This is a genomic window from Nocardioides donggukensis, from assembly GCF_014842875.1.
GTDB classification, from domain to species: domain Bacteria; phylum Actinomycetota; class Actinomycetes; order Propionibacteriales; family Nocardioidaceae; genus Nocardioides; species Nocardioides donggukensis.
Genome location: NZ_JACYXZ010000002.1, coordinates 747,483 through 773,287 on the forward strand (window position 1 = coordinate 747,483; position 25,805 = coordinate 773,287).

The 25,805-nt window shown below is 72.5% G+C and carries 21 protein-coding genes, 1 tRNA gene and 1 other RNA gene; 8 read left to right on the forward strand and 15 right to left on the reverse strand.

Annotation, left to right across the window (positions count from 1 at the left end):
* Positions 1-15 precede the first annotated feature (15 nt).
* Positions 16-876 (forward strand): type I methionyl aminopeptidase, encoded by an 861-nt coding sequence (gene map / locus IE331_RS09845; protein ID WP_192142948.1) that lies wholly within the window; start codon positions 16-18, stop codon positions 874-876.
* Positions 877-896: 20 nt separating this feature from the next.
* Here the strand turns inward: map and IE331_RS09850 are convergent, their stop codons facing one another.
* Positions 897-1,349, reverse strand: a complete 453-nt coding sequence (locus IE331_RS09850) for a tetratricopeptide repeat protein (protein ID WP_192142951.1) — start codon at positions 1,347-1,349, stop codon at positions 897-899.
* Positions 1,350-1,384: 35 nt separating this feature from the next.
* On the opposite strand from IE331_RS09850, the gene rnpB reads away from it, so the two are divergent.
* An RNA gene (gene rnpB / locus IE331_RS09855) (RNase P RNA component class A) lies at positions 1,385-1,800 on the forward strand.
* A gap of 20 nt (positions 1,801-1,820) precedes the next feature.
* On the opposite strand, the gene IE331_RS09860 is transcribed toward rnpB, so the two are convergent.
* The 5 genes from IE331_RS09860 to IE331_RS09880 all read right to left on the reverse strand — a co-directional run bounded on the left by IE331_RS09860 (position 1,821) and on the right by IE331_RS09880 (position 9,467).
* Positions 1,821-2,279: a hypothetical protein gene (locus IE331_RS09860; RefSeq protein ID WP_192142953.1), complete on the reverse strand. Its 459-nt coding sequence runs from the start codon at positions 2,277-2,279 to the stop codon at positions 1,821-1,823.
* A 117-nt stretch (positions 2,280-2,396) separates the two neighbouring features.
* Positions 2,397-5,126 (reverse strand): pyruvate, phosphate dikinase, encoded by a 2,730-nt coding sequence (gene ppdK / locus IE331_RS09865; RefSeq protein ID WP_192142955.1) that lies wholly within the window; start codon positions 5,124-5,126, stop codon positions 2,397-2,399.
* 72 nt (positions 5,127-5,198) lie between these two features.
* Positions 5,199-6,209: a class II fructose-bisphosphatase gene (gene glpX / locus IE331_RS09870; RefSeq protein ID WP_192142957.1), complete on the reverse strand. Its 1,011-nt coding sequence runs from the start codon at positions 6,207-6,209 to the stop codon at positions 5,199-5,201.
* Between the two features lie 159 nt (positions 6,210-6,368).
* The gene (locus IE331_RS09875; protein WP_192142959.1) at positions 6,369-7,916 is read right to left on the reverse strand and encodes a peroxidase family protein; all 1,548 of its coding nucleotides are present in this window, start codon (positions 7,914-7,916) and stop codon (positions 6,369-6,371) included.
* A 105-nt stretch (positions 7,917-8,021) separates the two neighbouring features.
* Positions 8,022-9,467 carry an RNB domain-containing ribonuclease gene (locus tag IE331_RS09880; RefSeq protein WP_192142961.1) on the reverse strand — a complete coding sequence of 482 codons (1,446 nt, stop codon included), beginning with the start codon at positions 9,465-9,467 and terminating at the stop codon, positions 8,022-8,024.
* A 55-nt stretch (positions 9,468-9,522) separates the two neighbouring features.
* On the opposite strand from IE331_RS09880, the gene yaaA reads away from it, so the two are divergent.
* Complete coding sequence (yaaA, locus tag IE331_RS09885; RefSeq protein ID WP_192142963.1) at positions 9,523-10,302, forward strand: peroxide stress protein YaaA; 780 nt, start codon at positions 9,523-9,525, stop codon at positions 10,300-10,302.
* 38 nt (positions 10,303-10,340) lie between these two features.
* Here yaaA and IE331_RS09890 read toward each other — a convergent pair whose 3' ends face one another.
* The 8 genes from IE331_RS09890 to IE331_RS09925 form a co-directional block, all read right to left on the reverse strand.
* Positions 10,341-11,585, reverse strand: a complete 1,245-nt coding sequence (locus IE331_RS09890; protein WP_192142965.1) for a bifunctional RNase H/acid phosphatase — start codon at positions 11,583-11,585, stop codon at positions 10,341-10,343.
* Entirely contained in the window at positions 11,582-12,322 is a 741-nt protein-coding gene (locus IE331_RS16975) for a CT398-like coiled coil hairpin domain-containing protein (protein WP_192143224.1), read from the reverse strand. The genes IE331_RS09890 and IE331_RS16975 overlap by 4 nt, the downstream gene beginning before the upstream one ends.
* 9 nt (positions 12,323-12,331) lie before the next feature.
* Positions 12,332-13,474, reverse strand: a complete 1,143-nt coding sequence (locus tag IE331_RS09900; RefSeq protein WP_192142973.1) for a Nif3-like dinuclear metal center hexameric protein — start codon at positions 13,472-13,474, stop codon at positions 12,332-12,334.
* A gap of 26 nt (positions 13,475-13,500) precedes the next feature.
* A complete protein-coding gene (locus IE331_RS09905; protein WP_192142975.1) occupies positions 13,501-15,045 on the reverse strand; it encodes an AMP-binding protein in 1,545 nt (514 codons plus the stop codon).
* Between the two features lie 146 nt (positions 15,046-15,191).
* Positions 15,192-15,263: transfer RNA gene (locus IE331_RS09910), tRNA-Val, on the reverse strand.
* A 154-nt stretch (positions 15,264-15,417) separates the two neighbouring features.
* Positions 15,418-15,882 (reverse strand): peroxiredoxin, encoded by a 465-nt coding sequence (locus IE331_RS09915; protein WP_192142977.1) that lies wholly within the window; start codon positions 15,880-15,882, stop codon positions 15,418-15,420.
* A 112-nt stretch (positions 15,883-15,994) separates the two neighbouring features.
* Positions 15,995-17,641: an AMP-binding protein gene (locus IE331_RS09920; protein WP_192142979.1), complete on the reverse strand. Its 1,647-nt coding sequence runs from the start codon at positions 17,639-17,641 to the stop codon at positions 15,995-15,997.
* Between the two features lies 1 nt (position 17,642).
* Positions 17,643-18,002 (reverse strand): DUF3052 domain-containing protein, encoded by a 360-nt coding sequence (locus IE331_RS09925; RefSeq protein ID WP_201931525.1) that lies wholly within the window; start codon positions 18,000-18,002, stop codon positions 17,643-17,645.
* A gap of 241 nt (positions 18,003-18,243) precedes the next feature.
* On the opposite strand from IE331_RS09925, the gene aceE reads away from it, so the two are divergent.
* The gene (aceE, locus tag IE331_RS09930) at positions 18,244-21,012 is read left to right on the forward strand and encodes a pyruvate dehydrogenase (acetyl-transferring), homodimeric type (RefSeq protein ID WP_192142983.1); all 2,769 of its coding nucleotides are present in this window, start codon (positions 18,244-18,246) and stop codon (positions 21,010-21,012) included.
* 15 nt (positions 21,013-21,027) lie between these two features.
* On the opposite strand, the gene IE331_RS09935 is transcribed toward aceE, so the two are convergent.
* Positions 21,028-22,002, reverse strand: a complete 975-nt coding sequence (locus IE331_RS09935; RefSeq protein ID WP_192142985.1) for an alpha/beta fold hydrolase — start codon at positions 22,000-22,002, stop codon at positions 21,028-21,030.
* A gap of 153 nt (positions 22,003-22,155) precedes the next feature.
* Here IE331_RS09935 and IE331_RS09940 point away from each other — a divergent pair, with 153 nt between their 5' ends.
* The 4 genes from IE331_RS09940 (at position 22,156) to IE331_RS09955 (ending at position 25,782) form a co-directional block, all read left to right on the forward strand.
* Positions 22,156-23,397 (forward strand): PucR family transcriptional regulator, encoded by a 1,242-nt coding sequence (locus IE331_RS09940; RefSeq protein ID WP_201931526.1) that lies wholly within the window; start codon positions 22,156-22,158, stop codon positions 23,395-23,397.
* A gap of 92 nt (positions 23,398-23,489) precedes the next feature.
* On the forward strand, positions 23,490-24,476 hold the full coding sequence (locus IE331_RS09945; RefSeq protein ID WP_192142987.1) for an ACP S-malonyltransferase: 987 nt from the start codon (positions 23,490-23,492) through the stop codon (positions 24,474-24,476).
* On the forward strand, positions 24,473-25,477 hold the full coding sequence (locus tag IE331_RS09950; protein WP_192142989.1) for a beta-ketoacyl-ACP synthase III: 1,005 nt from the start codon (positions 24,473-24,475) through the stop codon (positions 25,475-25,477). The genes IE331_RS09945 and IE331_RS09950 overlap by 4 nt, the downstream gene beginning before the upstream one ends.
* A gap of 59 nt (positions 25,478-25,536) precedes the next feature.
* On the forward strand, positions 25,537-25,782 hold the full coding sequence (locus IE331_RS09955) for an acyl carrier protein (RefSeq protein WP_192142991.1): 246 nt from the start codon (positions 25,537-25,539) through the stop codon (positions 25,780-25,782).
* The last annotated feature ends 23 nt before the right edge of the window (positions 25,783-25,805 follow it).

Consider the following 25,805-nt stretch of genomic DNA (forward strand, 5'->3'; position numbering starts at 1 on the left):
ACTACACTCGCCACCATGTCCACGCAGCAGGTCACCGTCGCCCCCGGCACCGTGTCGCCCCGGCGCCCCGTCCCCGCGCACATCCCGCGACCGGAGTACGTCGACAAGCCGGCGCCGGCCCCGTTCACCGGCAGCGAGGTCAAGGACGCCGAGACGGTGGAGCGGATGCGGGTCGCCTGCCGGCTGGCCGCCCAGGCCCGCGACCTGGTCGGCTCGCACGTGGCCCCCGGTGTCACCACCGACGAGCTGGACCGGATCGGCCACGAGTTCCTCTGCGACCACGACGCCTACCCCTCCACGCTGGGCTACCGGGGCTTCCCCAAGTCGCTGTGCACCAGCGTCAACGAGGTGGTCTGCCACGGCATCCCCGACAGCCGGGTGGTCGAGGACGGCGACGTCGTCAACATCGACATCACGGCGTTCCTGGACGGCGTGCACGGCGACACCAACGCCACCTTCCTCGCCGGCGAGGTCGACGAGGAGACCCGGCTGCTGGTGGAGCGCACGAAGCAGGCCCTCGACCGCGGCATCAAGGCGGTGAAGCCGGGGCGGCGGATCAACGTCATCGGCCGGGTCATCGAGTCCTACGCCCGCCGGTTCGGGTACGGCGTGGTCCGCGACTTCACCGGCCACGGCATCGGCACCCACTTCCACAGCGGCCTGGTGATCCCGCACTACGACGAGTCGTACTACGACGACGAGATCGAGGTGGGGATGACCTTCACCATCGAGCCGATGCTCAACCTCGGCACCCACGAGTGGGAGATGTGGGACGACGACTGGACCGTGGTCACCCGGGACAAGCGGCGCAGCGCCCAGTTCGAGCACACGCTGCTGGTGACCAAGGACGGCGCCGAGGTGCTCACGCTGCCCTGACCGGCCCGGCCCAGGTCAGGTCAGGTCAGGTCGTCGAAGGACGTCTGCCCGGTCTCGGCCAGCCGCCGCTCGACCCGCAGCACCGCGGCCTCGTGCTCGGGGTCGCCGGACATCGCGGCGGCCAGCCGCAGGTGCGGCAGCGCCTCGTCGAAGCGCGACTGCCGCTCCAGCGCTCGGCCGAGCGTGTGCCGGGCCCACACGTCGGAGGGGTCCTCCTCGACGATCACCCGCAGGTCCGCCTCCGCCCGGGTCAGCTGCACCCGCATGAAATAGGCCCAGGCCCGCAGCGATCGCAGCGACCGGGCCTGCGGCTCGGCCTCCACCGCCGGCTCGAGCACGGCCAGCGCCTCTCGGGGCGCGCGCTGCTCCAGCAGCTCCCAGGCCCGCTGGAACGCCTCGGACGGGTGCCCGACCGGGCCCGGGAAGAGCACGGCGGGGGTCGGCAGCTCGGAGAAGTCGTCACCGTCGTCCATGTCCCCGACCGTAACGCGTATCCTGAGCGTGCGGAGAGGCTGGCCGGGCGACCGCGGCGACCGCTTCACGGCGGTGGTCGAGGAAGGTCCGGGCTCCACAGGGCAAGGTGGTGGGTAACACCCACCCGGGGTGACCCGCGGGACAGTGCCACAGAGAACAGACCGCCTCCCGGCTCCGTTGTTTCGGGGCCGGGCGGCAAGGGTGAAACGGTGGTGCAAGAGACCACCAGTGTGCCGGGTGACCGGCACAGCTAGGTAAACCCCACCTGGAGCAAGATCGAGAAGCCGCGACTCCGGTCGCGGTGCGCACGTGACCGAGGGCGGCCCGCCCGAGCGTGCGGGTGGATCGCACGAGGCGGCCGGCAACGGTCGTCCCAGATGGATGGTCGCCAACTGCGGGGTCGCGAGGCCCCGCAGCGAACAGAACCCGGCCTATGAGCCAGCCTCTCCGCACCTCATCATGGCCGGGCCTCAGCCGGCGATGGCCGTGGGTCCACCCTGCGACATCGTGTCGAGCAGGTGGAGATGCTCGGTCAGGCTGCGTCGCAGCTGGCTGCGGTGGTCGCTCTCCAGCTGACGCAGCGAGGCGATCTCGGCCTCGAGGGCCGACTTCTCCTGGGCCAACGACGCCAGGGCGGCGGCGCGCTCGCGGTCGAGCCCGGCGGCCTGCTCCTCATGGGCGCGAGCCAGCTCGGCGGCGGCCCGGTCCGCCTCGTCGCGACTGGCCTCGGCGATCGCGTCGGCCTTGGTCTGCGCGGTGGTCAGCAGCGACGCGGCCTCCGCTCCCGCGTCGTTGACGAGTCGATCGGCGGTCACGGCCGCCATCTCGAGCATTCGCGCGGCGGCGTTGGTCGGCGTCTCCTGGACTGCCTCCGGCACTGCCGCCGACGGCTCGACGGTCTCGTCCACGTCGTTCTCGAAGCTGAGCATGTCTCCCCCAATATGGTCTGCGTCCCTGCTCGTAGTGTGCGCGACGAACCCGCGCTGTGATGCCCGAATGCGCACTTTCGAGGCGACGGCAGCGGGGAGGGTCGGGGGCGTCCCCGCCTACGCGCGCTGGATCTCGGCGTCGTCCGAGGTGTCCTCCTCGCCCTTGCCGAGGACGGCACGACCGGCCTCGAGCCGGGCGACCGGGACGCGGAACGGGGAGCAGGAGACGTAGTCCAGGCCGGCCTGGTGGAAGAAGTGGATCGAGTCGGGGTCTCCCCCGTGCTCACCGCAGACCCCGGCCTTGAGGCCGGGTCGAGTGCCGCGACCTTCCCGGGTGGCGATGTCGACCAGCCTCCCCACGCCGTCCACGTCGAGGCTCTCGAACGGCGAGACCGTGAAGACGCCCTTCTCGAGGTAGGCCGCGAAGAAGGCCGCCTCGACGTCGTCGCGGCTGAAGCCCCAGGTGGTCTGCGTCAGGTCGTTGGTGCCGAAGGAGAAGAAGTCGGCCTCCTCGGCGATCCGGAAGGCGGTCAGTGCCGCCCGCGGCAGCTCGATCATGGTGCCGACGGGGATCTCCAAGTCGACCCCCTCGGCCTCGGCGACCTCCGCGAGGATCCGGGTCGCCTCCTGGCGCACGAGGTGCAGCTCCATCAGCGAGCCCACGAGCGGGACCATGATCTCGGGCCTCGGATCATGACCGGCCTTGACCCGCTCCGCCGCGGCCTCGGCGATCGCCCTGATCTGACCGGCGAACAGGCCGGGCACGGCCAGGCCGAGCCTGACCCCGCGCAGGCCGAGCATCGGGTTGGACTCGTGCAGCCGGTTGACCGCTGCGAGCAGCCGCGTGTCGTCGTCGCTGGCCGCACCCTGCTCCTCGGCCCGGGCGACCTTGACCATGAGGTCGGCGCGGTCCGGCAGGAACTCGTGGAGCGGCGGGTCGAGCAGGCGGATCGTGGTCGGGAGACCGTCCATCGCGGCGAGGAGCTCGACGAAGTCCGCACGCTGTGGCGGCAGGAGCGCGACGAGGGCGTCGGCGCGCTCCGCCGCGGTCTCGGCGAGGATCACCCGCTCGATGAGGACGCGGCGGTCTCCCAGGAACATGTGCTCGGTGCGGCACAGGCCGATCCCCTCCGCGCCCATGCGGCGGGCCCGCTCCGCGTCCTGCCCGGTGTCGGCGTTCGCCCGGACCTGCATGGTGCGCACGGCGTCGGCGTGGGCGAGAAGCCGGTCGACCGCCTGGATCAGGTCGGCGGTGCCCTCGTCCACGCCGACGAGCGCCGCCTCCAGTCCCTCCTCGAGGTAGGTCACGACCGGCGAGGCGACGACCGGCAGCCTGCCGACGAAGACCTCACCGGTCGACCCGTCGACGGAGAGCACGTCGCCTTCGTGCATGGTCACGCCGTCGGCGCGGGCCACCTGCTGCTCCTCGTCGACGTCCAGGGACTCGGCACCGCAGACCGCGGTCTTGCCCATGCCCCGCGCCACCACGGCGGCGTGCGAGGTCTTGCCCCCGCGACTGGTCAGGATCCCGGTCGCGGCGATCATGCCCTCGAGGTCCTCGGGGTTGGTCTCCTTGCGCACCAGCACCACCGACTCGCCACGCGCGGCCCAGGCGACCGCGGTCGCGGAGTCGAAGACCACCTTGCCCACGGCGGCGCCCGGCGAGGCGGCCATCCCCTGGGTGAAGCGGGTGCGCTCGGCATCGGTGTCGAACTGGGGGAACATCAGCTGGGCCAGCTGCGCGCCGCCCACGCGCTCGAGCGCCTCGTCCATGGTGATCAGCTGCTCGTCGACCAGCTGGGTGGCGATGCGGAAGGCCGCCGCGGCGGTCCGCTTCCCGACCCTGGTCTGGAGCATCCAGAGCTTGCCGCGCTCCACGGTGAACTCGATGTCGCACAGGTCGCGGTAGTGGGTCTCCAACCGCCGCATGATGGTGCGCAGGGACTGGTAGGAGTCCGGGTCGACCTCTGCGAAGTCGTCCAGGGACAGGGTGTTGCGGATCCCGGAGACGACGTCCTCGCCCTGGGCGTTGACGAGGTAGTCGCCGTACACCCCCGGCTTGCCGGTCGAGGGGTCGCGGGTGAAGCAGACGCCGGTGCCGGAGGTCTCGCCCAGGTTGCCGAAGACCATGGTGCAGACGTTGACCGCCGTGCCGGCGTCCTCGGGGATGCGCTCGCGGCGTCGGTAGACGCGGGCGCGGTCGGTGTTCCAGGACTCGAAGACCGCCCTGGTGGCGAGATCGAGCTGCTCACGCGGGTCCTGGGGGAAGCTGCGCCCGCTCTTCTCCTCGACCACGGCCTTGAAGTCCTCGACCAGCTGTCGGAGGTCCTGGGCGTCCAGCTCGAGGTCGCTGGTGACGCCCTTGGCCTGCTTGGCCGCCTCGATCACCCGGGAGAAGTCCTCGCCCTCCATGCCGAGGACGGTCTTGCCGAACATCTGGATCAGTCGCCGGTAGGAGTCCCAGACGAAGCGCTCGTCCCCCGACGCCTCGATCAGCCCCTTGACCGAGAAGTCGTTGAGGCCGACGTTGAGCACCGTCTCCATCATTCCGGGCATGGAGTACTTCGCGCCGGAGCGCACGCTCACCAGCAGCGGGTCGACCGAGTCGCCGAGGCGGCGACCCACCTCGTCCTCCAGCCGTCGCAGCGCCATGGTGACCTGCACCCTCAGGTCGTCCGGGAGCCTGTCGTGCTTGAGGTAGTGCCGGCACGCCTCGGTCGTCACGATGAAGCCGGGCGGGACCGGGAGGCCCAGCCGGGTCATCTCGGCGAGGTTGGCGCCCTTGCCCCCCAGCAGGTCCTTCTGGTCCTTGTTGCCCTCGCTGAACTGGTACACGAACTTGTCCATCGCTGGATCACTGCCTTCCGGGTCGACGGGTGGGGCTGCTGTGGGGCACCGAGGGTTGCGGCTGCACGGGGATCACGCGGTCTCACCGGCGTGTCGGAGCACCTTGTTCAGGGCGTGGTCGCTGCTGACCTCTCGCACGGTGCCGCTCTGCGAGCGCATGACCAGCGACCTGGTGCGGGCGCCACCGCTGGAGTAGCGGACCCCCGGGAGCAGGTCGCCGTCGGTGATGCCGGTCGCCACGAAGAACGTGTTGTCGCACGACACCAGGTCGTCGAGCTGGAGCACCCGGTCGAGGTCGTGGCCGGCCGCGAGCGCCCGCTGCCGCTGCTCGTCGTCGGCGACGTGGAGGCGGGCCTGGATCTCGCCGCCCATCGCCTTCATCGCGCAGGCCGTGATCACCCCCTCCGGGGTCCCGCCGACGCCCATGAGGACGTCGATCCCCGATCCCGGCCGGGCCACGGCGATCGCGACCGCCACGTCGCCGTCGGGGAAGAGCTTGATCCGGGCGCCGGCCGCGCGCAGCCGGGCGATGAGGTCGGCGTGCCGGGGCCGGTCCAGCACGGCGACCGTCAGGTCGGAGACCGAGCCACCCTTGGCCTCGGCCACCACGCGCAGGGTCTCCTCGGTGGGGGCGGTCACGTCCACCTTGCCGGCGGCATCGGGCCCTACGACCAGCTTCTCCATGTAGTAGACGTCCCGCGGGTCGAACATGCTGCCCCGATCGGCCGCCGCGATCACCGCGATCGCGTTCGGCATGCCGTTCGCCAGCAGGGTGGTGCCGTCGACCGGGTCGACGGCGATGTCCATGTCGGGACCGGTCCCGTCACCGAGCTGCTCGTCGTTGTGCAGCATCGGCGCCTCGTCCTTCTCCCCCTCGCCGATCACGACGACCCCGCGCATCTGCACGCCGGCGAGCACCTGGCGCATGGCGTCGACGGCGGCGCCGTCACCGCTCTCCTTCTCGCCGAGCCCGGCCCAGCGGCCGGCCGCCATCGCCGCCGCCTCGGTGGCTCGCATCAGGTCGAGTCCGAGGTTGCGGTCGGGCAGCTGGTAGGGCCCGGCATGTGTGGCGGCTGTCGTCATCTCGAATCGCCCTTCGACTCCGGAACCCGGTGTGATCTACGTCTCTATCTGTGTGTTCCTTTATATCCCTTTGTTTATGTGGCGTCAAGGGGTCTAGAGCCACATAAACAAACGTGAATCAACATCCGCGAGGTGGTGGGGGCGGCCACGGGGACGGCCTCACGTCAGGGGGGCGAGCAGGTCCTTCCTCCCCTCGAAGGCGAAGAGCAGCAGGTCCGGCATCGTGAACCGGCCGTCCACCGCCCCCAGACTCGGCCGCCAGCCGGGGTTCCGGACGATCGAGTGCCGACTGCCCTCCATCGCCCGATGGAAGGTCTCCGCGACGACCCGGGCCCCGACCCCGGTGAGCCGGCCGCCGTTCAGCTCCGCCTCGCGGAGCACGTAGAACCAGAGCGGCGTGTGGTCGAGGAAGAGCTCGAGCTGGGTGGGCGTGAGGGCGGTCAGGGAGGCCCCGTCACCCGAGCCGACCCGGATCTGACGTCTCGTGAGCCTGGTCGACGAGACGCCCGAGGCGCTCAGCAGGTCGGCGGTCTGCTGGCCGCTCGGCAGCCGGACCATGCTGGCCCGGGTGAGGTTGCGGAAGGCGAGGTTGGCGCGGATCGTGAACGCGTCCGACCCTGGTCCCCCGAAGGACCCGGGCGGTAGCACCGCCAGCGGGTCGACCAGTCCCGTGTCGATCCTGCGGGCCGGGTTGAACGCCCCGGTCGGCGGCTTCAGGTCCGCACGACCGGCCTGGTCCAGCCGGTACATCCGCCGCCAGTCGGCGATCCAGTTGCTCGGCAGCCGCCTGTTCCCGCCGAGGTCACCGGAGGTCCCGGAGAAGGTGAACAGGAAGTCCAGGGACCCCGACCGTCCCGGGAAGCGCGCGTTCCAGTCGTAGGAGGCCCGCACCATGGAGTGGCCGAAGCGGAACGCCCCGACCGAGAACTCCACCGGCATCGTCGGCATCGAGAACGGGTCGGCTCCCACCTCGAAGACCTTCCGGCCGTTCGTGAACACGTCGTCCACCACGGCGCGGTCGCAGATCCGGGACAGGTAGTCGGTGCGCAGCATCCACTGGTAGTGCAGGACGACCCGACGGCGGGCCCGGCGGAACCGCGCCGCTTGGGGCGTGGAGGCCGGCAGGGTGTCCAGAACCCGGTTGTGGAACCGGATCATCGCGGCGTGGTGCTGTGCCACGGCGAGGTTCTCGTCGTTGCGGAGGTCGGGGATCACGGCCCGGCGGCGGGCTGCGGCCGAGCCCGTGCCGCGCCGTGGCAGGTCGAAGCCCGACATCGCCGGGTCCGGCGGCGTGGCGACGGTCCGGCCGGTGCGGAGGTGGCGTCCGTCGGACGCGTAGAAGAGCGCGGAGACCGGGTCCGCCGGACCGGCGCCGTAGAGCGAGTCGAGGTCCAGCGTCGGCGACCGCCCCTGCAGCAGGTCGGCCGGCGAGACCGCCTCGCCGAGCGCGACGGTGGTCGCGTCGAAGGTCAGGTCGTGGTCCACGAACTGGCCGAGATAGGTGTAGCCGGCCGGCGGCCCGCCTCCGCGTCCGGTCGCGTCGGTCATGGCCCGGCCGACCTTCGTCCGGATCGCCTCCGGCAGCCGGCGTCCGCGTGGGCCCAGGCGGGAGAAGCGGAAGGGTGGAGGCGTGGTGCGGGCCGCGGAGTCCTCACCCTCGATGACGAACTCCTCGCGGCGGTGCCGCTGCGGTTCCTGGTCGGGCATGTCGGTCCTCCCCGTCGAGCCGGACTCCCCGGGTGACCGGTGCCGCACCGGCCCCCGTCCAGTATGGGCGCGACGGGCCCGGGCGGATACCCCAGCAGCCGGGGCTCAGGCGAGCTCGAACCCGACCGCACGCGTCGCCGGGTCGGCGGTCACCAGGCGCACGATGACCTCCTCGCCCAGCGGCAGCGGGGTCGAGCCGGAGACCCGAGCCTCGACGGCCGGCTCGGCGAGGCTGACCTCGCCGCGGGTCTGGTCCTCGGGGTCGACCTCGACCACCACGCCCGGGAACGACTCCCCCAGGTGCGGCTCGAGCGTGGCCGCCTCCACGAGGTTCACGATCGCGTTCTCGTAGCGGTTGGCGCGCTGGCGCGACGACTGCATCAGGCCGGGCAGGTCCGGCAGCCGCTCGGTCACCCAGGAGGGCACCTCGGTCCCGGCGCACAGCGCCACGCAGACCTCTCCCGCGTAGCGGTCCACCAGCCGGCGCAGCGGCGCGGTGACGTGGGCGTACTCCGCCGCGATGGCCGAGTGCTCGGTCTGCTCGGGCAGCTCGCCCTCGAAGCCGGCGTACCCGCTGCCGCGGAGGAGCCGCGTGCAGGCGACCACCATGGCGGCGTGCCGGGGCCGGACGGGGTCGAGCCCGCGGATGAAGGCCGGGTAGTCCTGGTCCCGCGGCCAGTCGATGCCCAGGGACCGCGCGGTGCGGCGCAGGCGGCGTACGTCGCGGGGGTCGGCCGGCGGCAGCGTGCGGAGCAGCCCGACCTTGGCGTCGACCATGAGGGAGGCGGCGGCCATGCCGGTGAGCAGGGAGATCTGGGCGTTCCACTCCTCGACCGGGTGCAGGGAGCGGAACTCCAGGTGCCATCGGACGCCACGGACGTCGATCTCCTGCTCGGGAAGGGGCAGCGAGATCCCGCCTCGGGCGGCCTCGCGGGCCAGCCGGAGCCGACCGACCTCGCCCAGCAGCGTGAACACCTCGTCGGCGGTGCCGTCGTCGAGGGCGGCCTGCACCTGGTCGTAGGTGAGCTGGGCGCGGGAGCGGACCAGGGCGCGCTCGACGTGGACACTGGTCCCCTCGCCGGTCGCGTCCAGCTCCATCGTCCACAGCAGGGCCGGGCGGACCTGGTCCGGCAGCAGCGAGCCGGCGTCCTCGGAGATCGCCCGCGGGTGCAGCGGGATCTTCGAGTCGGCGCCGTAGAGGGTCTCGCCGCGACGGTTGGCCTCGGCGTCGACCGGGTCACCCGGGGTGACGAACGCGGCCACGTCGGCGATCGCGTAGTGGACGAGGTAGCCCTCGCCGCGGCGCTCGAGGTGCAGCGCCTGGTCCAGGTCCTGCGCGCCGGCCGGGTCGAGGGTCACGAACGGCAGGTCGGTGCGGTCGAGGTCGGGGAGCCGTGGCTCGGCGGCCGCCCGCTCGGCGGCCGTGTCCACCTCCGGCGGGAAGTCCGCCGTCAGCTCCATCTCCGCTCGGATCGCGGCGATCCCCTCGCGCAGCCGGTGCGCCGCGACACCGTCGTCGCCGGCCCGGACCCTGACCACCCTCATCGACATGGCAGCCACCCTAGTCGGGAGTCCGACAGCGTAGGGCCCCGTCTACGCTGAGCCGGTGCTGATCCTGCTTCCCCCCAGCGAGGGCAAGGCCGCTCCCCGGCGCGGCCGGCCGCTCGACCTCGCCACGCTCGGCTTCGGCTCCCTGACCGCCGCCCGCGGCCGGGTCCTCGACGCCCTCGTCGACCTCTGCGCCACGGACGTCGACCGGGCCGCCGCGGTGCTCGGGCTCGGGGCCACGCAGACCGAGCTGGTGCTGCGCAACGCCGAGCTGCGGGACGCGCCCACCGCCCGTGCGGACCGGATCTACACCGGGGTGCTCTTCGACGCGCTGGACCTCCCGACGCTCTCCCCCGCCGCCCGTCGCCGGGCCGCGACCCGGGTGGCGGTCACCTCGGCCCTGTTCGGCCTGCTCCGACCCACGGACGCCGTCCCCGCCTACCGGCTCTCGGGCGACACCACGCTGCCCGGACTCGGCGGGGTCGCCGGCGTGTGGCGCCAGCACCTCGGCCCGGCGGTCACCGACGCCCTCGGCGCCGGGCTGCTCGTCGACCTGCGCTCGACGACGTACGCCGCGTTCTGGCGGCCGGAGCCCGCGCTGGCGCCGCGGGTGGCCACCGTCCGGGTGCTGCACGAGCACGGTGGCACCCGGAAGGTGGTCAGCCACTTCAACAAGGCCACCAAGGGCCGCATCGTGCGGGCCGTCCTCGAGGACGGCGGCAGGCCGCGCACCCCCGGCCAGCTGGCCGACCTGCTGCGCGACCTCGGCTGGAAGGTCGAGGAGACGCCCCCGGGCCGGCACGGCGTGCAGCTCGACGTCGTGGTCGACGAGGTCTGACCCGCCCGACGGCCGGCGACAGCCGGGGTCAGCCGGGGTCAGCCGGGCAGGATGTCGCTGCCCGGGCGGCTGTTGAACAGCCGCATCGAGGCCACCGTCCGGGGCACCCGGGGACGCGACGACTCCCCCGGCTCGTCCTCGTCTGCGGTGAAGTAGGAGAGCACGCTCACCGAGGCCGGTGCCAGCTCCATCCGGAAGACCGCCTCCAGGGGGGCGCCCATGGCGTGCGCGACGAGCGTCTTGATCGGCGTCACGTGGCTGACCACGACCACGGTCCGCCCGGCGTGCTCGGCCAGCACCCGGTCCAGGCCCGCCAGCACCCGCTCCTCGACCGCACGGAAGGACTCCCCGCCGCCGGCGGGGACCTCGAGCGAGCCCAGCCAGGCGTCGAGGTCGGCCTGGTGCCGCTCGGCCACCTCGGAGAACGTCAGGCCGTCCCAGGCCCCGAACTCCATCTCGGCGAAGCCCGGCTCGACCCGCACCTCGTGCCCCAGCGCCTCGGCGAGGATCTCGGCCGACTCCATCGTGCGCCGCACGGGCGAGGCGACGACCGCCTCCACCCGGTCGGCCAGGGGCGCCAGCCACTCGGCCGTGCCCCGGACCTGGTCCCGCCCCTCGTCGCTGAGTCCGGGGTTCGCGCTGGCCAGGCCACCGGAGAACCGCTTCTCCACGGTGTGGTCGGTCACCCCGTGCCGCACCAGCACCAGCGTCGTCGCCGGCCCGCCGTGGGGCGACCAGCCGCGCGCACCCGAGGGCCGGGCGGCCCGGGTGCCGGCCGCGCTCTCGACCTCCTCGATGAGCGAGTCCGGCTCGTCGAGGGCGATCGGCGCCGCGGGCCCGCCACCGACGGTGACCCCGTCCCGGGTCCCGTCGAGCGCCTCGTTGGCCAGCCGGTCGGCGTGCTTGTTGCGCTCCCGCGGGATCCACGTGTACGTCGTCCCGAACGGCGCCAGCCTGGTCGCCTCCATCGCCAGCGGCCGCATGTCGGGGTGCTTGATCTTCCACCGCCCCGACATCTGCTCGACGACCAGCTTGGAGTCCATGCGGACCTCGATGTCGGCGTCCGGGGCGAACTCCTCGGCCAGCCGCAGGCCGGCGATCAGCCCGGAGTACTCCGCCACGTTGTTCGTCGCGGTCCCGATCCGGGTGCCGTCCTCGGCGAGCACCTCACCGGTGTCGGCGTCCTTGAGCACCGCGCCGTACGCCGACGGGCCGGGGTTGCCGCGTGAGCCGCCGTCGGCCTCGATCAGCACCCGGCGCGGCCCGCTCCGGGCCCCGGTCACAGCCCGGACTCGGAGGTCCGCACGAGGATCCGCGAGCACTCCTCGCAGCGGACCACCTCGTCGGAGGGGGCCTTGGCGATCACCGCGAGGTCGGAGGCGTTCAGCGTCAGCCGGCAGCCCCCGCACTGACGGGCCCGCAGCGGGGCGGCCCCGACGCTCTTGCTGCCGCGGATCCGCTCGTAGAGGCTCATCAGGTCGGTGGGCAGCCCCTCGGCTGCGGTGGACCGCTCCGCGCTCACCGTGCCGAGCTCGGCGTTGATGGCGGCGGCGCGGTTGTCCCGCTCCTGCGTGGCGGCGGCGAGCTGCTGCTCGGTGTCGGCCAGCTCGGCGGCGACCCGGTCCAGCTCGGCCTGTGCCTCCTCGAGCTGCTCCATCACCTCGAGCTCGGTGTCCTCGAGGTCGGAGATCCGACGCTCCAGGGACCCCAGCTCGTGGGACATCCGCTCGAGGTCCTTGGGGCTGCTGACCTGGCCGGAGTCCATCCGGCTGCGATCGCGCTCGCGGCGGGCCTTGACCTGCTCCACGTCCGCATCGGCCTTCCTCTGGGCGCGGGTCAGGTCGTCGACGAGGATCCGGGCGTCGCGGGCCCGGTCGGTGAGCTCGCCGAGGGCGGAGCCCAGCGTGGCGATCCGCCCGTGCTCGGGGAGCGCGTCGAGCTGGTGCCGCAGCTGGTCGATGCGGGCGTCCAGCTCGGCGACGTCGAGCAGCTTGAGCTGGGCGAAGGGGTCGGCTTTCAGCGTCGTCTCCTAGGGAGTGCGGAACGTCCAGGGGTCCGTGGGCAGGGTGCTCACACGGGTCTCCACCGTAGCGCCCGTGGCCGTCACGGCGTCGGCCAGCCGCCCGCTGACCACCGGCAGCCAGGTCCACTCCGCGGCCCAGTGCGCGACGTCCACCAGGGCCGGGCCCCGCCGCTCGAGGAACTCGGCCGCCGGGTGGTGCCGCAGGTCGCTGGTGAGGTAGACGTCCACGTCCGTGCCGGCCAGCCGGTCCAGCAGGAAGTCGCCGGACCCGCCGCAGACGGCCACCCGCCGCACGACCCGGTCCGGGTCGCCGGCGACCCGGACCCCGTGCGCGGTCTCGGGCAGCACCGTGCCGACCCGGGTGGCGAACTCACGGAGGGTCACCGGCTCCACGGTCCCGATCCGGCCGGTGCCGGTCAGCGTGGCCTGGGGGTCGGCCAGCTCGACGATGTCGTGGGCCGGCTCCTCGTAGGGGTGCGCCGCGCGCATCGCTGCCACCACGGCCGCCCGCAGGTGTCGCGGGAGCACCGCCTCGATCCGGTCCTCCTCGACCACCTCGACGTCGCCGACGGTGCCGATGGCCGGGTCGGCCCCCGGCAGCGGGCGGAACCGGCCCTGCCCCGCGGTCGAGAACGAGCAGTGGTCGTAGTGGCCGATCGCACCGGCACCCGCCTCGGCGATCGCCGCTCGGACCGGGGCCGAGGCGTCCCGCGGCACGAACACCACGAGCTTGTCGAGCGGGTCGGCGGACATGGGGAGGATCGGGTCCAGCCCGGTGAGGCCGAGCGCCAGCGCCAGCGCCTCGGACACCCCGCCCTCGGCCTGGTCGGCGTTGGTGTGCGCGGTCAGCAGGGCGCACCCGGCGCCGGCGAGGGTGGCGAGCGTCCGACCCTTGGGCGTGGTCGCGGCGAACCCGTGCACGGGCTTGAGGAACAGCGGGTGGTGCACGACGAGCAGGTCGGCGCCCCACTCGGCCGCCTCGGCGGCCACCTCGGGGGTCGGGTCGACGGCGAACATCACCTTGCGCACCGGCGCCGCGGGGTCGCCGTACACGAGTCCGACCGCGTCCCAGTCCTCGGCGGTCTCCGGCGGGTACCAGCCGTGCAGCAGGTCGACGACGTCGGTGAGCAGTGGCTTCGACTCGGGCATGGCCCGAGGCTAGGCCATGGGCGCGGTCAGTTCACCTGGCGGTCGCGGCCGCTCCAGTAGGGCTCGCGCAGCTTGAACTTCTGCAGCTTCCCGGTCGCGGTGCGGGCCAGCTCGTCGCGGAACTCCACGCTGGTGGGCGCCTTGTAGCCGGCCGCCTTGTCCTTGCACCAGGCGATCAGCTCCTCCTCGGTGACCTCGCCGCCCTCGGCCAGCACCACCAGCGCCTTGATGGTCTCGCCCCACTTCTCGCTGGGCACGCCGATCACGGCGACCTCGGCGACGGCGGGGTGGGAGAAGATGACGTCCTCCACCTCGATCGAGGAGACGTTCTCCCCCCCGGTGATGATCACGTCCTTCTTGCGGTCGCTGATCGTCAGGTAGCCGTCGTCACCGATGTCGCCGCCGTCACCGGTGTGGAACCAGCCGTCGGCCAGGCACCGGGCGCTCTCCTCCGGCTGCTCCCAGTAGCCCTCGAGGACCACGTTGGAGCGGGCCAGCACCTCCCCGCTCTCGGAGGTCGACAGCGTCACGCCGATGGCCGGCGCGCCGGCGCGGACCAGCTTCGCGGCGCGCTCCTCGGTGCTCAGCCCGTCCCACTCCGCGCGGGTGCGGTTGATCGTCAGCAGCGGCGAGGTCTCGGTGAGGCCGTAGATCTGGATGAACTCCCAGCCCAGCTCCTCCTCGACCCTGGCCACCGTCTTCGTCGGGGGCGGCGCCCCGGCCATGATGATCCGGACCCGGTCCCGCCCGGGGATCTCGCCCTCCCAGTCCTGGGCGGCCTCGAGCACGGCGGCCGCGACCGCCGGCGCGGCACACATCACGGTGACCCCGTGCTCCTCGACCCGGCGCAGGATCTCGGCGCCGTCGATCTTGCGGATCACCACCTGCTTGACGCCCAGGCCGGTCATCGTGAACGGCATCCCCCAGCCGTTGGCGTGGAACATCGGCAGCGTGTGCAGGTAGACGTCGCGGTCGGTCACCGCGGCGTGCAGGCCGAACGTCACGGCGTTCACCCAGATGTTGCGGTGGGTGATCTGCACGCCCTTGGGCCGGGCGGTCGTGCCCGAGGTGTAGTTGATGCAGGCGGTGGCGTTCTCGTCCGGCTCCCACGGGCGCGGCTCGGCGCCGCCGTCCTCGGGCCGGGCGGCGTAGAGGTCGCTGTCGTCGCCGAGCAGGAACCGGTGCTCTGCCTTGACCTCGGCCAGCTCGGCGTCGAGCTCGGGGTCGACCAGCAGCACCCGGGCTCCGGAGTGCTCGACGATGTAGGAGACCTCGTCGGGACGGAGCCGGAAGTTCACCGGGACCAGCACCCGGCCGGAGCCGGCCACGCCGAAGAAGGAGGTGAGCAGGCGCGCGGAGTTGTGGGAGACGATCGCCACCCGCTCCCCCACGCCGATGCCGAGCTCGTCGAGCCGGGCCGCCTGGCGGCGGGCCAGGGCGTCGATCTCCCGATAGGTCAGCGATCCGAGCGAGGGAGCCGGCTGGTCCGGCTCGTCGACCACCCCGATCCGGTCGCCGTAGACCCCGACGGCCCGGTCGATGAAGTCCGAGACGGAGAACGGGACGAGCATGTGGCCTCCTCGTGGCGGGTGTGGCGGGACTCACCTCACTGTAACGAGGGGGTGTCGGGCCTCGCCCGGGTCGACCGGCGCGGTTCGGTGAGCGGGCCGACTGGCGCGACGGGCGGTCCGCGCAGGGGGACGGGGGGCCGCGGGGGTGGGCGCAGAGGGGATCGAACCCCCGACATCTTCCTTGTAAGGGAAGCGCTCTACCGCTGAGCTATACGCCCCGGAGCGCCGCACAGACTACGTGAACGGGAGCCGAAATAGGTTACGACCGCTGGCGTCTCGGGTCACCAGCGGTCGTAACAACTACAAGTTTGCACCATCGCCCAAAACTTGTCACCGTTCCCACCCGATTTGCCCGGTTCCGGTGGTGCAGGTCTAGACGAGTGCCCGCAGCTCCCTCAGGTGCTCGTCGAGGTCGCGCCCCTCCGGCATGGCGTTGTGCACCGACCAGCGCAGCCGGCCCTCCTTGTCGACCAGGTACGACGACCGGCGCGGGCAGCCGCGCTCCTCGTCGAAGGCGTCGTACGCCGTCGCGACGGCGCCGTGCGGCCAGAAGTCGGAGAGCAGCGGGAAGTTCAGGCCGTCGGCGTCGGCGAAGGAGCGCACCGCGTAGGTGGGGTCACAGGAGATCGCGAGCACCTCGGTGTCGAAGGTGAGGAACTCGTCCAGCCGGTCCCGGATCCCGGTCAGCTCGCCGGTGCAGACGTTCGAGAACGCGAACGGGTAGAAGAAGATCGCCACGGCCTTCTGCCCGCGGTAGGACGACAGCTGCACGTCCTGCCCGAACTGGTCGCGCAGCGTGAAGTCCGGCGCGGCGTCGCCGAGCTCGAGGTCACTCACCGGTGGTCCTGTCCTCACCTCGTGACGGCCTGCTCGGCCGTCGGGAACGTCTGGTCGGCGCCCATCCTCCCACCCGGGTCCGAGCCGTCCGCCGGGACCTCCGAGGGCCGGATCAGGCGTCGCTGGAGGCGTCGTGCTGCGCCAGGTCGCGCTTGAGCACCTTGCCGGTGGCGTTGCGGGGCAGCTCGTCGAGGAAGACGAACTCCCGCGGCACCTTGTAGCGCGCGAGGTTGGCCTTGACGTGCTCCTTGAGGTCGTCCTCGGTGACCTCGCCGGAGCCGACCACGAAGGCCCGGAGCCGGGTGCCGTACTCCTCGTCGTCGACGCCGATGGCCGCGGCCTCGACCACCGCGTCGTGCCGGGCGAGGCAGTCCTCGACCTCCTGGGGGAAGACGTTCTCCCCGCCGGAGACGATCATCTCGTCGTCGCGCCCCTCGATGAAGAGCCGGCCCGACTCGTCGAGCCTGCCGACGTCCCCGCTCGACATCAGGCCGTCCACGAGCTCCTTGTGCCCGCCGCCGGTGTAGCCCTCGAAGAGCAGCCCGTTGCCGACGAAGATCCGCCCGGAGCCGCCGGCCGGGACATCGCGGCCGTCCTCGTCGAGGATCCGGACCACGGTCGCGTGCGGCGGCCGGCCGGCCGTGCCCGGCGCCTCGCGCAGGTCGACCGGGTCGGCCACCGACGCGTAGGCGACCTCGGTCGAGCCGTAGACGTTGTAGAGGGTGTCGCCGAACCGGTCCATCCACTCGGTGGCCAGGTCCCCGGGCAGGGTCGAGCCGGAGGCGGCCACGGCCTTGACCCGTGACAGGTGGTGCGCGTCGAGGGTCTCGTCGGGGAGCTGCAGGATCCGCTGCAGCATCACCGGGATCACCACGAGCGAGTCGCAGTCGTGCCGCTCGGTCACCTCGAGGCAGCCCTCGGGGTCGAAGCGACGCGTGAGCACCACCGTGGAGCCCAGCAGCATGCCGAGCGCGAGGTGGGCGTAGCCCCAGGTGTGGAACAGCGGTGCCGCGATGTGGGTGCGCCAGCCGTGCTTCAGGGGCATCCGCGAGAGCAGGGAGACCGCGGCGTCGACGCCGGCCTCGTTGCGCGGCGCCCCCTTGGGCGTCCCCGTGGTGCCGGAGGTCAGGATCACCACCCGCCCGTGCCGGGTCGGGGGGTCGAGGTCGTCGCGGTCGGTTGAGGCGATCAGGCCCTCGACGGTGTCCGGCTGCCCGTCAGCGGCCCGGTCGGGTCCGCCGTCGGTCCACGCCAGGACCCGGTCGGCGACCTCGGCTCCTTCGAGGAGCCCGGCGAACTCCTCGTCGTGCACCACGCAGGCCGGTCGTTCGCGCTCGAGCACCTCGACGAGCTGCGGCCCGGCGAAGGCGGTGTTGAGGTAGAGCACGTCGGCGCCCAGCTTGGCCACGGCCAGGCTGGTGTCGACGAAGCCGCGGTGGTTGCGGCACATCACGGCCACGCTGTCGCCCTCGCCGACGCCGCGCTCCCGCAGCGCCCGCGCCAGCGCGTTGCTGCGCGCGTGCACCTCCCCGAAGGTGAGGCTGCCCAGGTCGTCGACGAGCCCGACCCGGTCCGGGTAGCGCAGGGCGAGTGTGGCGAAGCCACCGGCGGGGCCGGTGCCCCACCGCTTCACCGTCCAGGCGATCCGGGCCAGCGTTCCCGGAGAGTAGGGCCGGACGACCCCCGTCCCGGCCAGCACCCTGACCGACGTCACGCAGGAGCTGACCCCGGCACGCAGCCGGTCGACGGCGTCGGCCACGTCAGTGGACGGTCTTGGGCGCGACCAGCCGGGTGGCGGCCCAGTCCTTGCTGACCGCCGCGGTCGTCGTCTGGGAGAGGCCGGCGACCGGGGCCGCCTCCGCGATGTCGGCGGGGTCGACCGAGCCGCTGCGACCGACCTTCGGGGTGAGCAGCCAGATGGCGCCTCCCCCGACGAGGTCGGTGAGCGCGTCGACCAGGGCGTCCACGAGGTCGCCGTCGTCGTCACGCCACCAGAGGACGACGGCCTCGACCACGTTGCCGTACTCGCCGTCGACCAGGTCCGCGTCGATCGTGTCCTCGATGGCGACCCTGAGCTCGTCGTCGACGTCGTCGTCCCAGCCGAGTTCCTGGATCACCATGCCCTTCGTGAAACCCAGGCGTGCTGCAGCACCGGAATGCTGGGCGGCCTCGCCACCCGTGGTCGAGCTCAACTGACTCCTCCAGATCGCGTGCGAAGAAACGTGCCCGTAGTCCACCGGAGTTAGTGGCCCGGCGCAACCCTGGGGCGCGGGGTGTCGCCTGCCGGGACGGCCGGACCCCCGTCGTGGGACTACTCATCGGTAGATTTCGCGGTAGCCGTGGGCGTGCAACGATGAGCCGGTGAACGACGCGCAATCCGCCTCCCCACAGTCCACCGGCAGCCCGGTCATCCACGAGGGTCTGCCGACCCAGCTTCCCGACATCGACCCGGAGGAGACCTCCGAGTGGGTGGAGTCCTTCGACGCGATGCTCGAGGGACGCGGCCGCGAGCGGGCCCGCTACGTGATGCTCCGGCTGCTCGAACGGGCCCGGGAGAAGCAGGTGGGGGTGCCGGCGCTGCGCAGCACCGACTACATCAACACCATCCCGCCGGAGCGCGAGCCATGGTTCCCCGGTGACGAGGACGTCGAGCGCCGGATCCGCGCCTTCCTGCGCTGGAACGCCGCGGTCATGGTCTCCAGCGCCAACCGCAAGGGCCTCGAGGTGGGCGGCCACATCGCCACCTACCAGTCCTCGGCGAGCCTCTACGAGGTCGGCTTCAACCACTTCTTCCAGGGCAAGGACGCCGAGGGCGGCGGCGACCAGATCTACATCCAGGGCCACGGCTCCCCCGGCATCTACGCCCGCGCCTACCTCGAGGGCCGGCTGACCGAGGAGCAGCTCTACCGGTTCCGGCAGGAGGTGCAGCACGGCGTCGGCGCCGGCCTCCCGTCGTACCCGCACCCCCGCCTGATGCCGGAGTTCTGGGAGTTCCCGACCGTGTCGATGGGCCTGACCGCCATCAACTCGATCTACCAGGCGCGCTTCAACCGCTACCTGCACAACCGCAACCTCAAGGACACCTCGCAGCAGCACGTGTGGGCGTTCCTCGGCGACGGCGAGATGGCCGAGCCGGAGTCGCTCGGCGCGATCGGTGTCGCCGCGCGCGAGGAGCTCGACAACCTCACCTGGGTCATCAACTGCAACCTCCAGCAGCTCGACGGCCCGGTGCGCGGCAACGGGAAGATCATCCAGGAGCTGGAGTCCCAGTTCCGCGGCGCCGGCTGGAACGTCATCAAGGTGGTCTGGGGCCGCGAGTGGGACGACCTGCTCGCCCGCGACGTGGACAGCGTGCTGGTCAACCGGATGAACACCACGCCGGACGGCGCGTTCCAGACCTACTCGGTCGAGGACGGCGCCTACATCCGCGACAGCTTCTTCGGCAGCGACCAGCGGCTGCGCAAGATGGTCGAGCACATGAGCGACGAGCAGATCCGCAAGCTCCCGCGCGGCGGCCACGACTACCGCAAGGTGTACGCCGCCTTCGAGGCCGCCAAGCAGCACGTGGGACAGCCGACGGTGATCCTGGCCAAGACCATCAAGGGCTGGACCATCGACGCGCTCGAGGGCAAGAACGCCACCCACCAGATGAAGAAGCTCACCCCGGACGACCTGAAGAAGTTCCGGGACCGGCTCTACCTGCCGATCAGCGACCGCGACCTGGAGCGCTCCTACGAGGAGACCGGGGCGGCGCCGTTCTTCCACCCCGGCAAGGACGCCCCCGAGATCGAGTACATGATGGAGCGTCGCAAGGCCCTCGGCGGGGCGGTCCCCCGCCGGGTGGACCGGTCCTCCTCGCTCAAGCTGCCCGGCGACTCGGCGTACGCCGCCCTCAAGGAGGGCTCGGGCAAGAACAAGGTGGCCACCACGATGGCGGTGGTCCGGCAGCTGAAGGACTGGATGCGCGACCCCGAGATCGGGCAGCGGATCGTCCCGATCGCGCCCGACGAGTACCGCACGTTCGGCATGGACGGCATGTTCCCGACCGCCAAGGTCTACAACCCCGGCGGCCAGCGCTACGAGGCCGTGGACCGGAACATGCTGCTGGCCTACAAGGAGTCCGCGCAGGGGCAGATGCTGCACGAGGGCATCTCCGAGGCCGGGGCCATGGCCTCGGCGACGGCGGCCGGCTCGGCGTACTCCACGCACGGCGAGCACATGATCCCGTTCTACATCTTCTACTCGATGTTCGGCTTCCAGCGCACCGGCGACTCGATCTGGGCGATGGCCGACCAGCTGGCCCGTGGCTTCCTCATCGGCGCCACCGCCGGGCGCACTACGCTGACCGGCGAGGGGCTGCAGCACGCCGACGGCCACTCCCCGCTGCTGGCCGCGACCAACCCGGCGGTCGTGCACTACGACCCGGCCTTCGCCTACGAGGTCTCGCACGTCATGCGCTCCGGCCTGGAGCGGATGTACGGCGACGACCCGGAGGACGTCATCTTCTACGTGACGGTCTACAACGAGCCGGTCTCGCAGCCGGCCGAGCCGGAGGACGTCGATGTCGACGGCATCCTGCGCGGCATGCACCGGGTCTCGGTGGCCGACGGCGACGGACCGCGGGTGCAGCTGATGGCCTCCGGCATCGGCTTCCCCTGGGCCGAGGACGCCGCCCGGATGCTGGCCGAGGACTGGGGGGTGCAGGCCGACACCTGGTCGGTGACCTCCTGGAACGAGCTGGCCCGCGATGCCGTCTCCGCGGAGGAGTGGAACCTGCTGCACCCGGGCGAGTCACCCCGGTCGGCGTACGTCACCGACAAGCTCGAGGGCGCCACCGGCCCCGTGGTCGCGGTCTCGGACTACATGTGCGCGGTCCCGCTGCAGATCGCCCGCTGGGTGCCCGGCGACTACCGGGTGCTGGGCGCGGACGGGTTCGGCTTCGCGGACACCCGACCGGCGGCACGGCGCTACTTCCACATCGACGCCGAGTCGGTGGTCGTCCAGGCGCTGCAGGCGCTGGCCGACGCGGGCGAGCTGCCGAGGGAGAAGGTCGTCGAGGCGTTCGAGAAGTACCGCATCGAGGACCCGACCGCGGTCTCCGGCGTCACGCAGGAGGGCGGGGACGCCTGAGGCCCCCGCGGGTCGCTAGGCGCCGCTGAGCTGCTGCACCGGGGCCACCGGGGCGTCCCCCGCCTCGGCCTGGCGCACGACGGCGGGCGCCCCCTCGGCCAGCAGCCGGCGCATGCGGTCCCGGTCGTAGACGGAGGGCTCGGTGCTGCGCAGGAAGTCCTTGAGCACCTTGACGAAGCGCTGCGGGTGGTCCTTGTGCGGGAAGTGCCCGGCGTTGGGGAACACCTCGACCCGGGCCTGCGGCGCCAGGGCTGCCACGTTGCGGGCCTGGTGGGCCGGGAGGACGTGGTCCTGCTCGCCCCAGACGACGCACAGCGGCATCGCCTCGGTCAGGTAGGCACGGTCGCTCATCGTGACGACCTGCCCGCGCCAGTCCACGACCGCGCGGGTCAGGTGACGCACGGCGGCCCGGACCCGGTGGTCCTGCCAGGAGTCGAAGATCGCCGCCGCCTCGGCCAGGTCCCGGGTGGCGGGGAGGCCGGTCCGGTGCAGCGCCCGCATGCCGGCCACGCCGAGGTGGCGGGCCCCGGGCAGCGTGAGCAGCCTCATCAACTGGTCGAAGCCGGGGGTGGTGATCGCCCGGATCGCCGGCGTCACCTCCGGGCCGACGCCGCCGGGCGCCACCAGGACCAGCCGCTCGGTGCGCTCGGGGAACTGGTAGCCGAACTGCATGGCCACCCCGCCCCCGAAGCTGTGGCCGACCACCGTGGCCCGGTCGATGCCGAGCACCGTCAGCAGGTCGCGCATGCCGTTGGCGTAACCGCCCAGGGAGTAGTCGGCGCGCGGCTTGTCGGAGCGTCCGTGCCCGAGCAGGTCGGGGGCGATCACGCGGTACCGGCGGGACAGCTCGCGGATCACGGGGTACCACGTCGTGTGGTCGCAGCCGAGGCCGTGCAGGAGGAGGAGGGTCGGGCCCGAGCCCACGGAGACGAACGCCCGGCGGTGTCCGTGGACGGTGACGTGCTGGAGATCGAACTCTGGAGCACCCACGACGCACCTCCGGGTCTCGACTGGCCTCCCGAGCAGGCGGACAGGCAGTCGAGTGTAGGCGGGCCGACCGCCCGCACCCGCCTGCCCCCTCGTGTCTTGAGGAATTCTTCTGGCGGGGAGGGCTGCGGACCGGACCCTCGCTAGCCTCGGACCGTGCCCCCGTCCCAGCCCCCGACGCCCCCGTCGTCCTCCGGCGCCCCGTCCGGTGCGCTCTCACCGCGGGCGGAGGCCTCCGCGGTGCTCCTGCGGGCCGTGGGCACGCTGAGCACGGCCGCGATGGCCCGCATGGACAGCGACAAGGAGTGGTTCCGCGACCTCAGCGCGCAGGACCGCTCCTGGGTCGGGATGATCGTGCAGGCCGGCATCCAGGGCTTCATCCACTGGTACCGCGACCACGCCGAGTCGTGGACGCTGAGCACCGAGACCGACTCCGCGATCGCCGCCGAGGTGTTCGGCGCCGCGCCCCGGGCGCTGGCCGGCGTGATCAACCTCCAGCAGACCGTCGAGCTGGTGCGGCTCACGATCGACGTCGTCGAGGAGAACCTCGACGAGCTGCTGGGGCCCGACCTGGTCGCCTGGGTGCACGAGGGCCTGCTGCGCTACGGGCGGGAGCTGGCGTTCGCCACCGCCGAGGTCTACGCGCGGGCGGCGGAGGTCCGTGGCGCCTGGGACGCCCGGCTGGAGGCGCTGGTCGTCGACGCCGTGCTCCGCTCGGACACCGACGACTCCGTGCTCTCCCGGGCCAGCGCCCTCGGGTGGGGCGGCGAGGGCGACGTCGTCGTGGTCCTCGGGGCGGCCAGCGACGCCCCCCGGGTGACGGTGTTCGACGACGTCCGCGGCTCCGCCCAGGCGGCCGGGATGGACGCCCTCTGCGCGGTCCAGGGCGACCTCATGGTGGTCGTCCTGGGCAACGTCAGCGACCCGGGCCGGGCGGCGAGCCGGGTGGAGCAGCACTTCGCCGCCGGGCCGCTGGTGCACGGCCCTCCCGCGGCGGACCTGCGCGCCGCGCACTCGTCGGCCACCGCCGCGATGTCCGCCTTCCGGGCCGCGGCCGCCTGGCCGGGGGCGCCCCGCCCGGTGGCCGCCGACGACCTGCTGCCCGAGCGGGCCCTCGGCGGCGACGCGGCGGCGCGGCAGCAGCTCATCGACGAGGTGTACCTGCCGCTCCGCGAGGCGCGGGGCACCCTGATCGAGACGCTCGACGTGTGGTTCGCGCAGGGCACCTCGGTGGAGGGCACGGCGCGGCAGCTCTTCGTCCACCCCAACACCGTGCGCTACCGGCTGCGGCAGGCCGCCGACCTCACCGGCCTGACGCCCGGGCAGCCCCGGCACGCGCACACCTATGCGGTCGCACTGACCCTGGGTCGACTGGCCGGACTCCCCACCGACGAGTAACCATCTTTTGTGGGAACCCTACAAAGAACCGGGCGGCTATTTCGTGGGCGCGGCAGGCGCACCCCCTGGCCCGGGCACGGCACAGTAGGGGTGTGCTCGTCATCGTCGCCCCCGGACAAGGTGCCCAGACTCCCGGATTCCTCGAGCCCTGGCTCGAGGATCCCCAGCTGGCCGCCCAGCTCGCCACGCTGTCCGCCGAGTCCGGCCTCGACCTCGCCGCTCACGGCACGACCTCGGACGCCGACACGATCCGCGACACCAGCATCGCCCAGCCCCTGCTGGTCGCCTCCGCCCTGGTCGCGGCCCGGGCGCTCCTGCCCGTCGACGCCGACCCCGCCGGTGGGTCGGGCGGCGCCTCCGCCGTCTCCGGGCACAGCGTCGGGGAGCTGGCCGCCGCGGCGATCGCCGGGGCGCTCACCGCGGAGCAGGCGATCGTGCTGGTCCGCGAGCGCGGCCGGGCGATGGCCGAGGCGGCCGCCCGCACCCCGACCAGCATGACCGCGGTCCTCGGCGGCGACCGGGACGAGGTCCTGGCCTCGCTCGCCGAGCACGGCCTCACCGCCGCCAACGACAACGGGCCGGGACAGGTCGTCGCCGCCGGCACGGTCGAGCAGCTGGAGGCCTTCGCGGCCGCTCCCCCGGCCCGGGCCCGCCTGATGCCGCTCTCGGTCGCCGGCGCCTTCCACACCGAGCACATGGCTCCGGCCGTCGACCACCTCTCCTCGCTCGCGGCGAGCTCCTCGACCGGGTCGCCCCACACCCCGGTGATCTCCAACGCCGACGGCGAGCTGGTCCGGGACGGCCGCGAGGTGCTGGACCGGATCGTCGCCCAGATCAGCCGCCCGGTCCGGTGGGACCTGTGCATGGCCACCATGCTCGAGCTCGGCGTGACCGGACTGCTCGAGCTGCCCCCCGCCGGCACCCTGACCGGGATCGCCCGGCGCGCGATGAAGGGCGTGGAGACGTTCGCGCTCAAGACCCCCGACCAGCTCGATGACGCCCGCGCGTTCGTCGAGCGGCACGGGTCCCCGCAGGACTCCGCCACTTCCGGCCCGTCGAACCCCGAGGGAACAGCATGAGCACCCCCATCCAGGCCACCACCGGCCCCGCCCACACCGCGGTGCTCGGCCTCGGCGCCTACCGGCCCAGCCGGCTGGTCTCCAACCACGACATCGTGGACCGGATCGACTCCAGCGACGAGTGGATCCAGCAGCGCTCCGGCATCAAGACCCGACGCTTCGCCGAGCCCCACGAGACCGTGCAGATGATGTCGGTCGAGTCCTCGCGGATCGCCCTCGAGCGCGCCGGCATCGCCCCCGAGCAGATCGACTGCGTGATCGTGGCCACCGTGAGCCACATGCTGCAGACCCCCGCCGTCGCCACCGCGGTCGCGCACGAGCTCGGGACGAACCAGGCCGCGGCGTTCGACATCTCCGCCGCCTGCGCCGGCTTCTGCCACGGGGTGGCGATGGCCTCCGACATGGTCCGGGCCGGGTCGGCCGGGCACGTCCTGGTCGTCGGCGTCGAGCGGCTCTCCGACATCACCGACCCCTACGACCGGGGCACGGCGTTCATCTTCGCCGACGGCGCCGGCGCCGTCGTGGTCGGACCGGCCGAGACCCCCGGCATCGGGCCGGTCGTGTGGGGCTCGGACGGCGAGCAGTTCGACCTGATCCGGCAGCGCGAGGACTGGCGCGACGTCATCGAGTCCGACGCGCCGACCATGCCGCACCTGGTGATGCAGGGGAACGCGGTCTTCCGGTGGGCGTCGTACGCCATGGCCAAGGTCGCCCAGCAGGCCCTCGAGGTCGCCGGCATCACCGTCGAGGACCTGGACGTCTTCGTCCCGCACCAGGCGAACATGCGGATCATCGACGCGATGGCCCGCTCGATGAAGCTGCCCTCGCACGTGGCGATCGCGCGCGACGTCGCCGACCAGGGCAACACCTCCGCGGCCTCGATCCCCCTTGCCCTCGACCGCATGATCGCGGAGGGTGAGGCCAAGAGCGGTGACACGGCCCTGCTGATCGCCTTCGGCGCCGGCCTGGCCTACGCCGCGCAGGTCGTCACCGTCCCGTAGCCGGACCGCAGCACCCACAGAGTTCAGCTCGACCCAACCCACAAGGAGAACACCGAGAGATGGCCACCACCGAAGAGATCCGCACCGACCTCGCCGAGATCGTCAACGAGGTCGCCGGCATCCCCGCCGAGGACGTCCAGATGGACAAGTCGTTCGTCGACGACCTCGACGTCGACTCGCTGTCCATGGTCGAGGTCGTCGTGGCCGCCGAGGAGAAGTTCGGCGTCTCGATCCCCGACGACGAGGTGAAGAACCTCAAGACGGTCGGGGACGCGGTCACGTTCATCGAGCGCGCCTCCAGCTGACCCACCACCCGCGAAGGAATCCC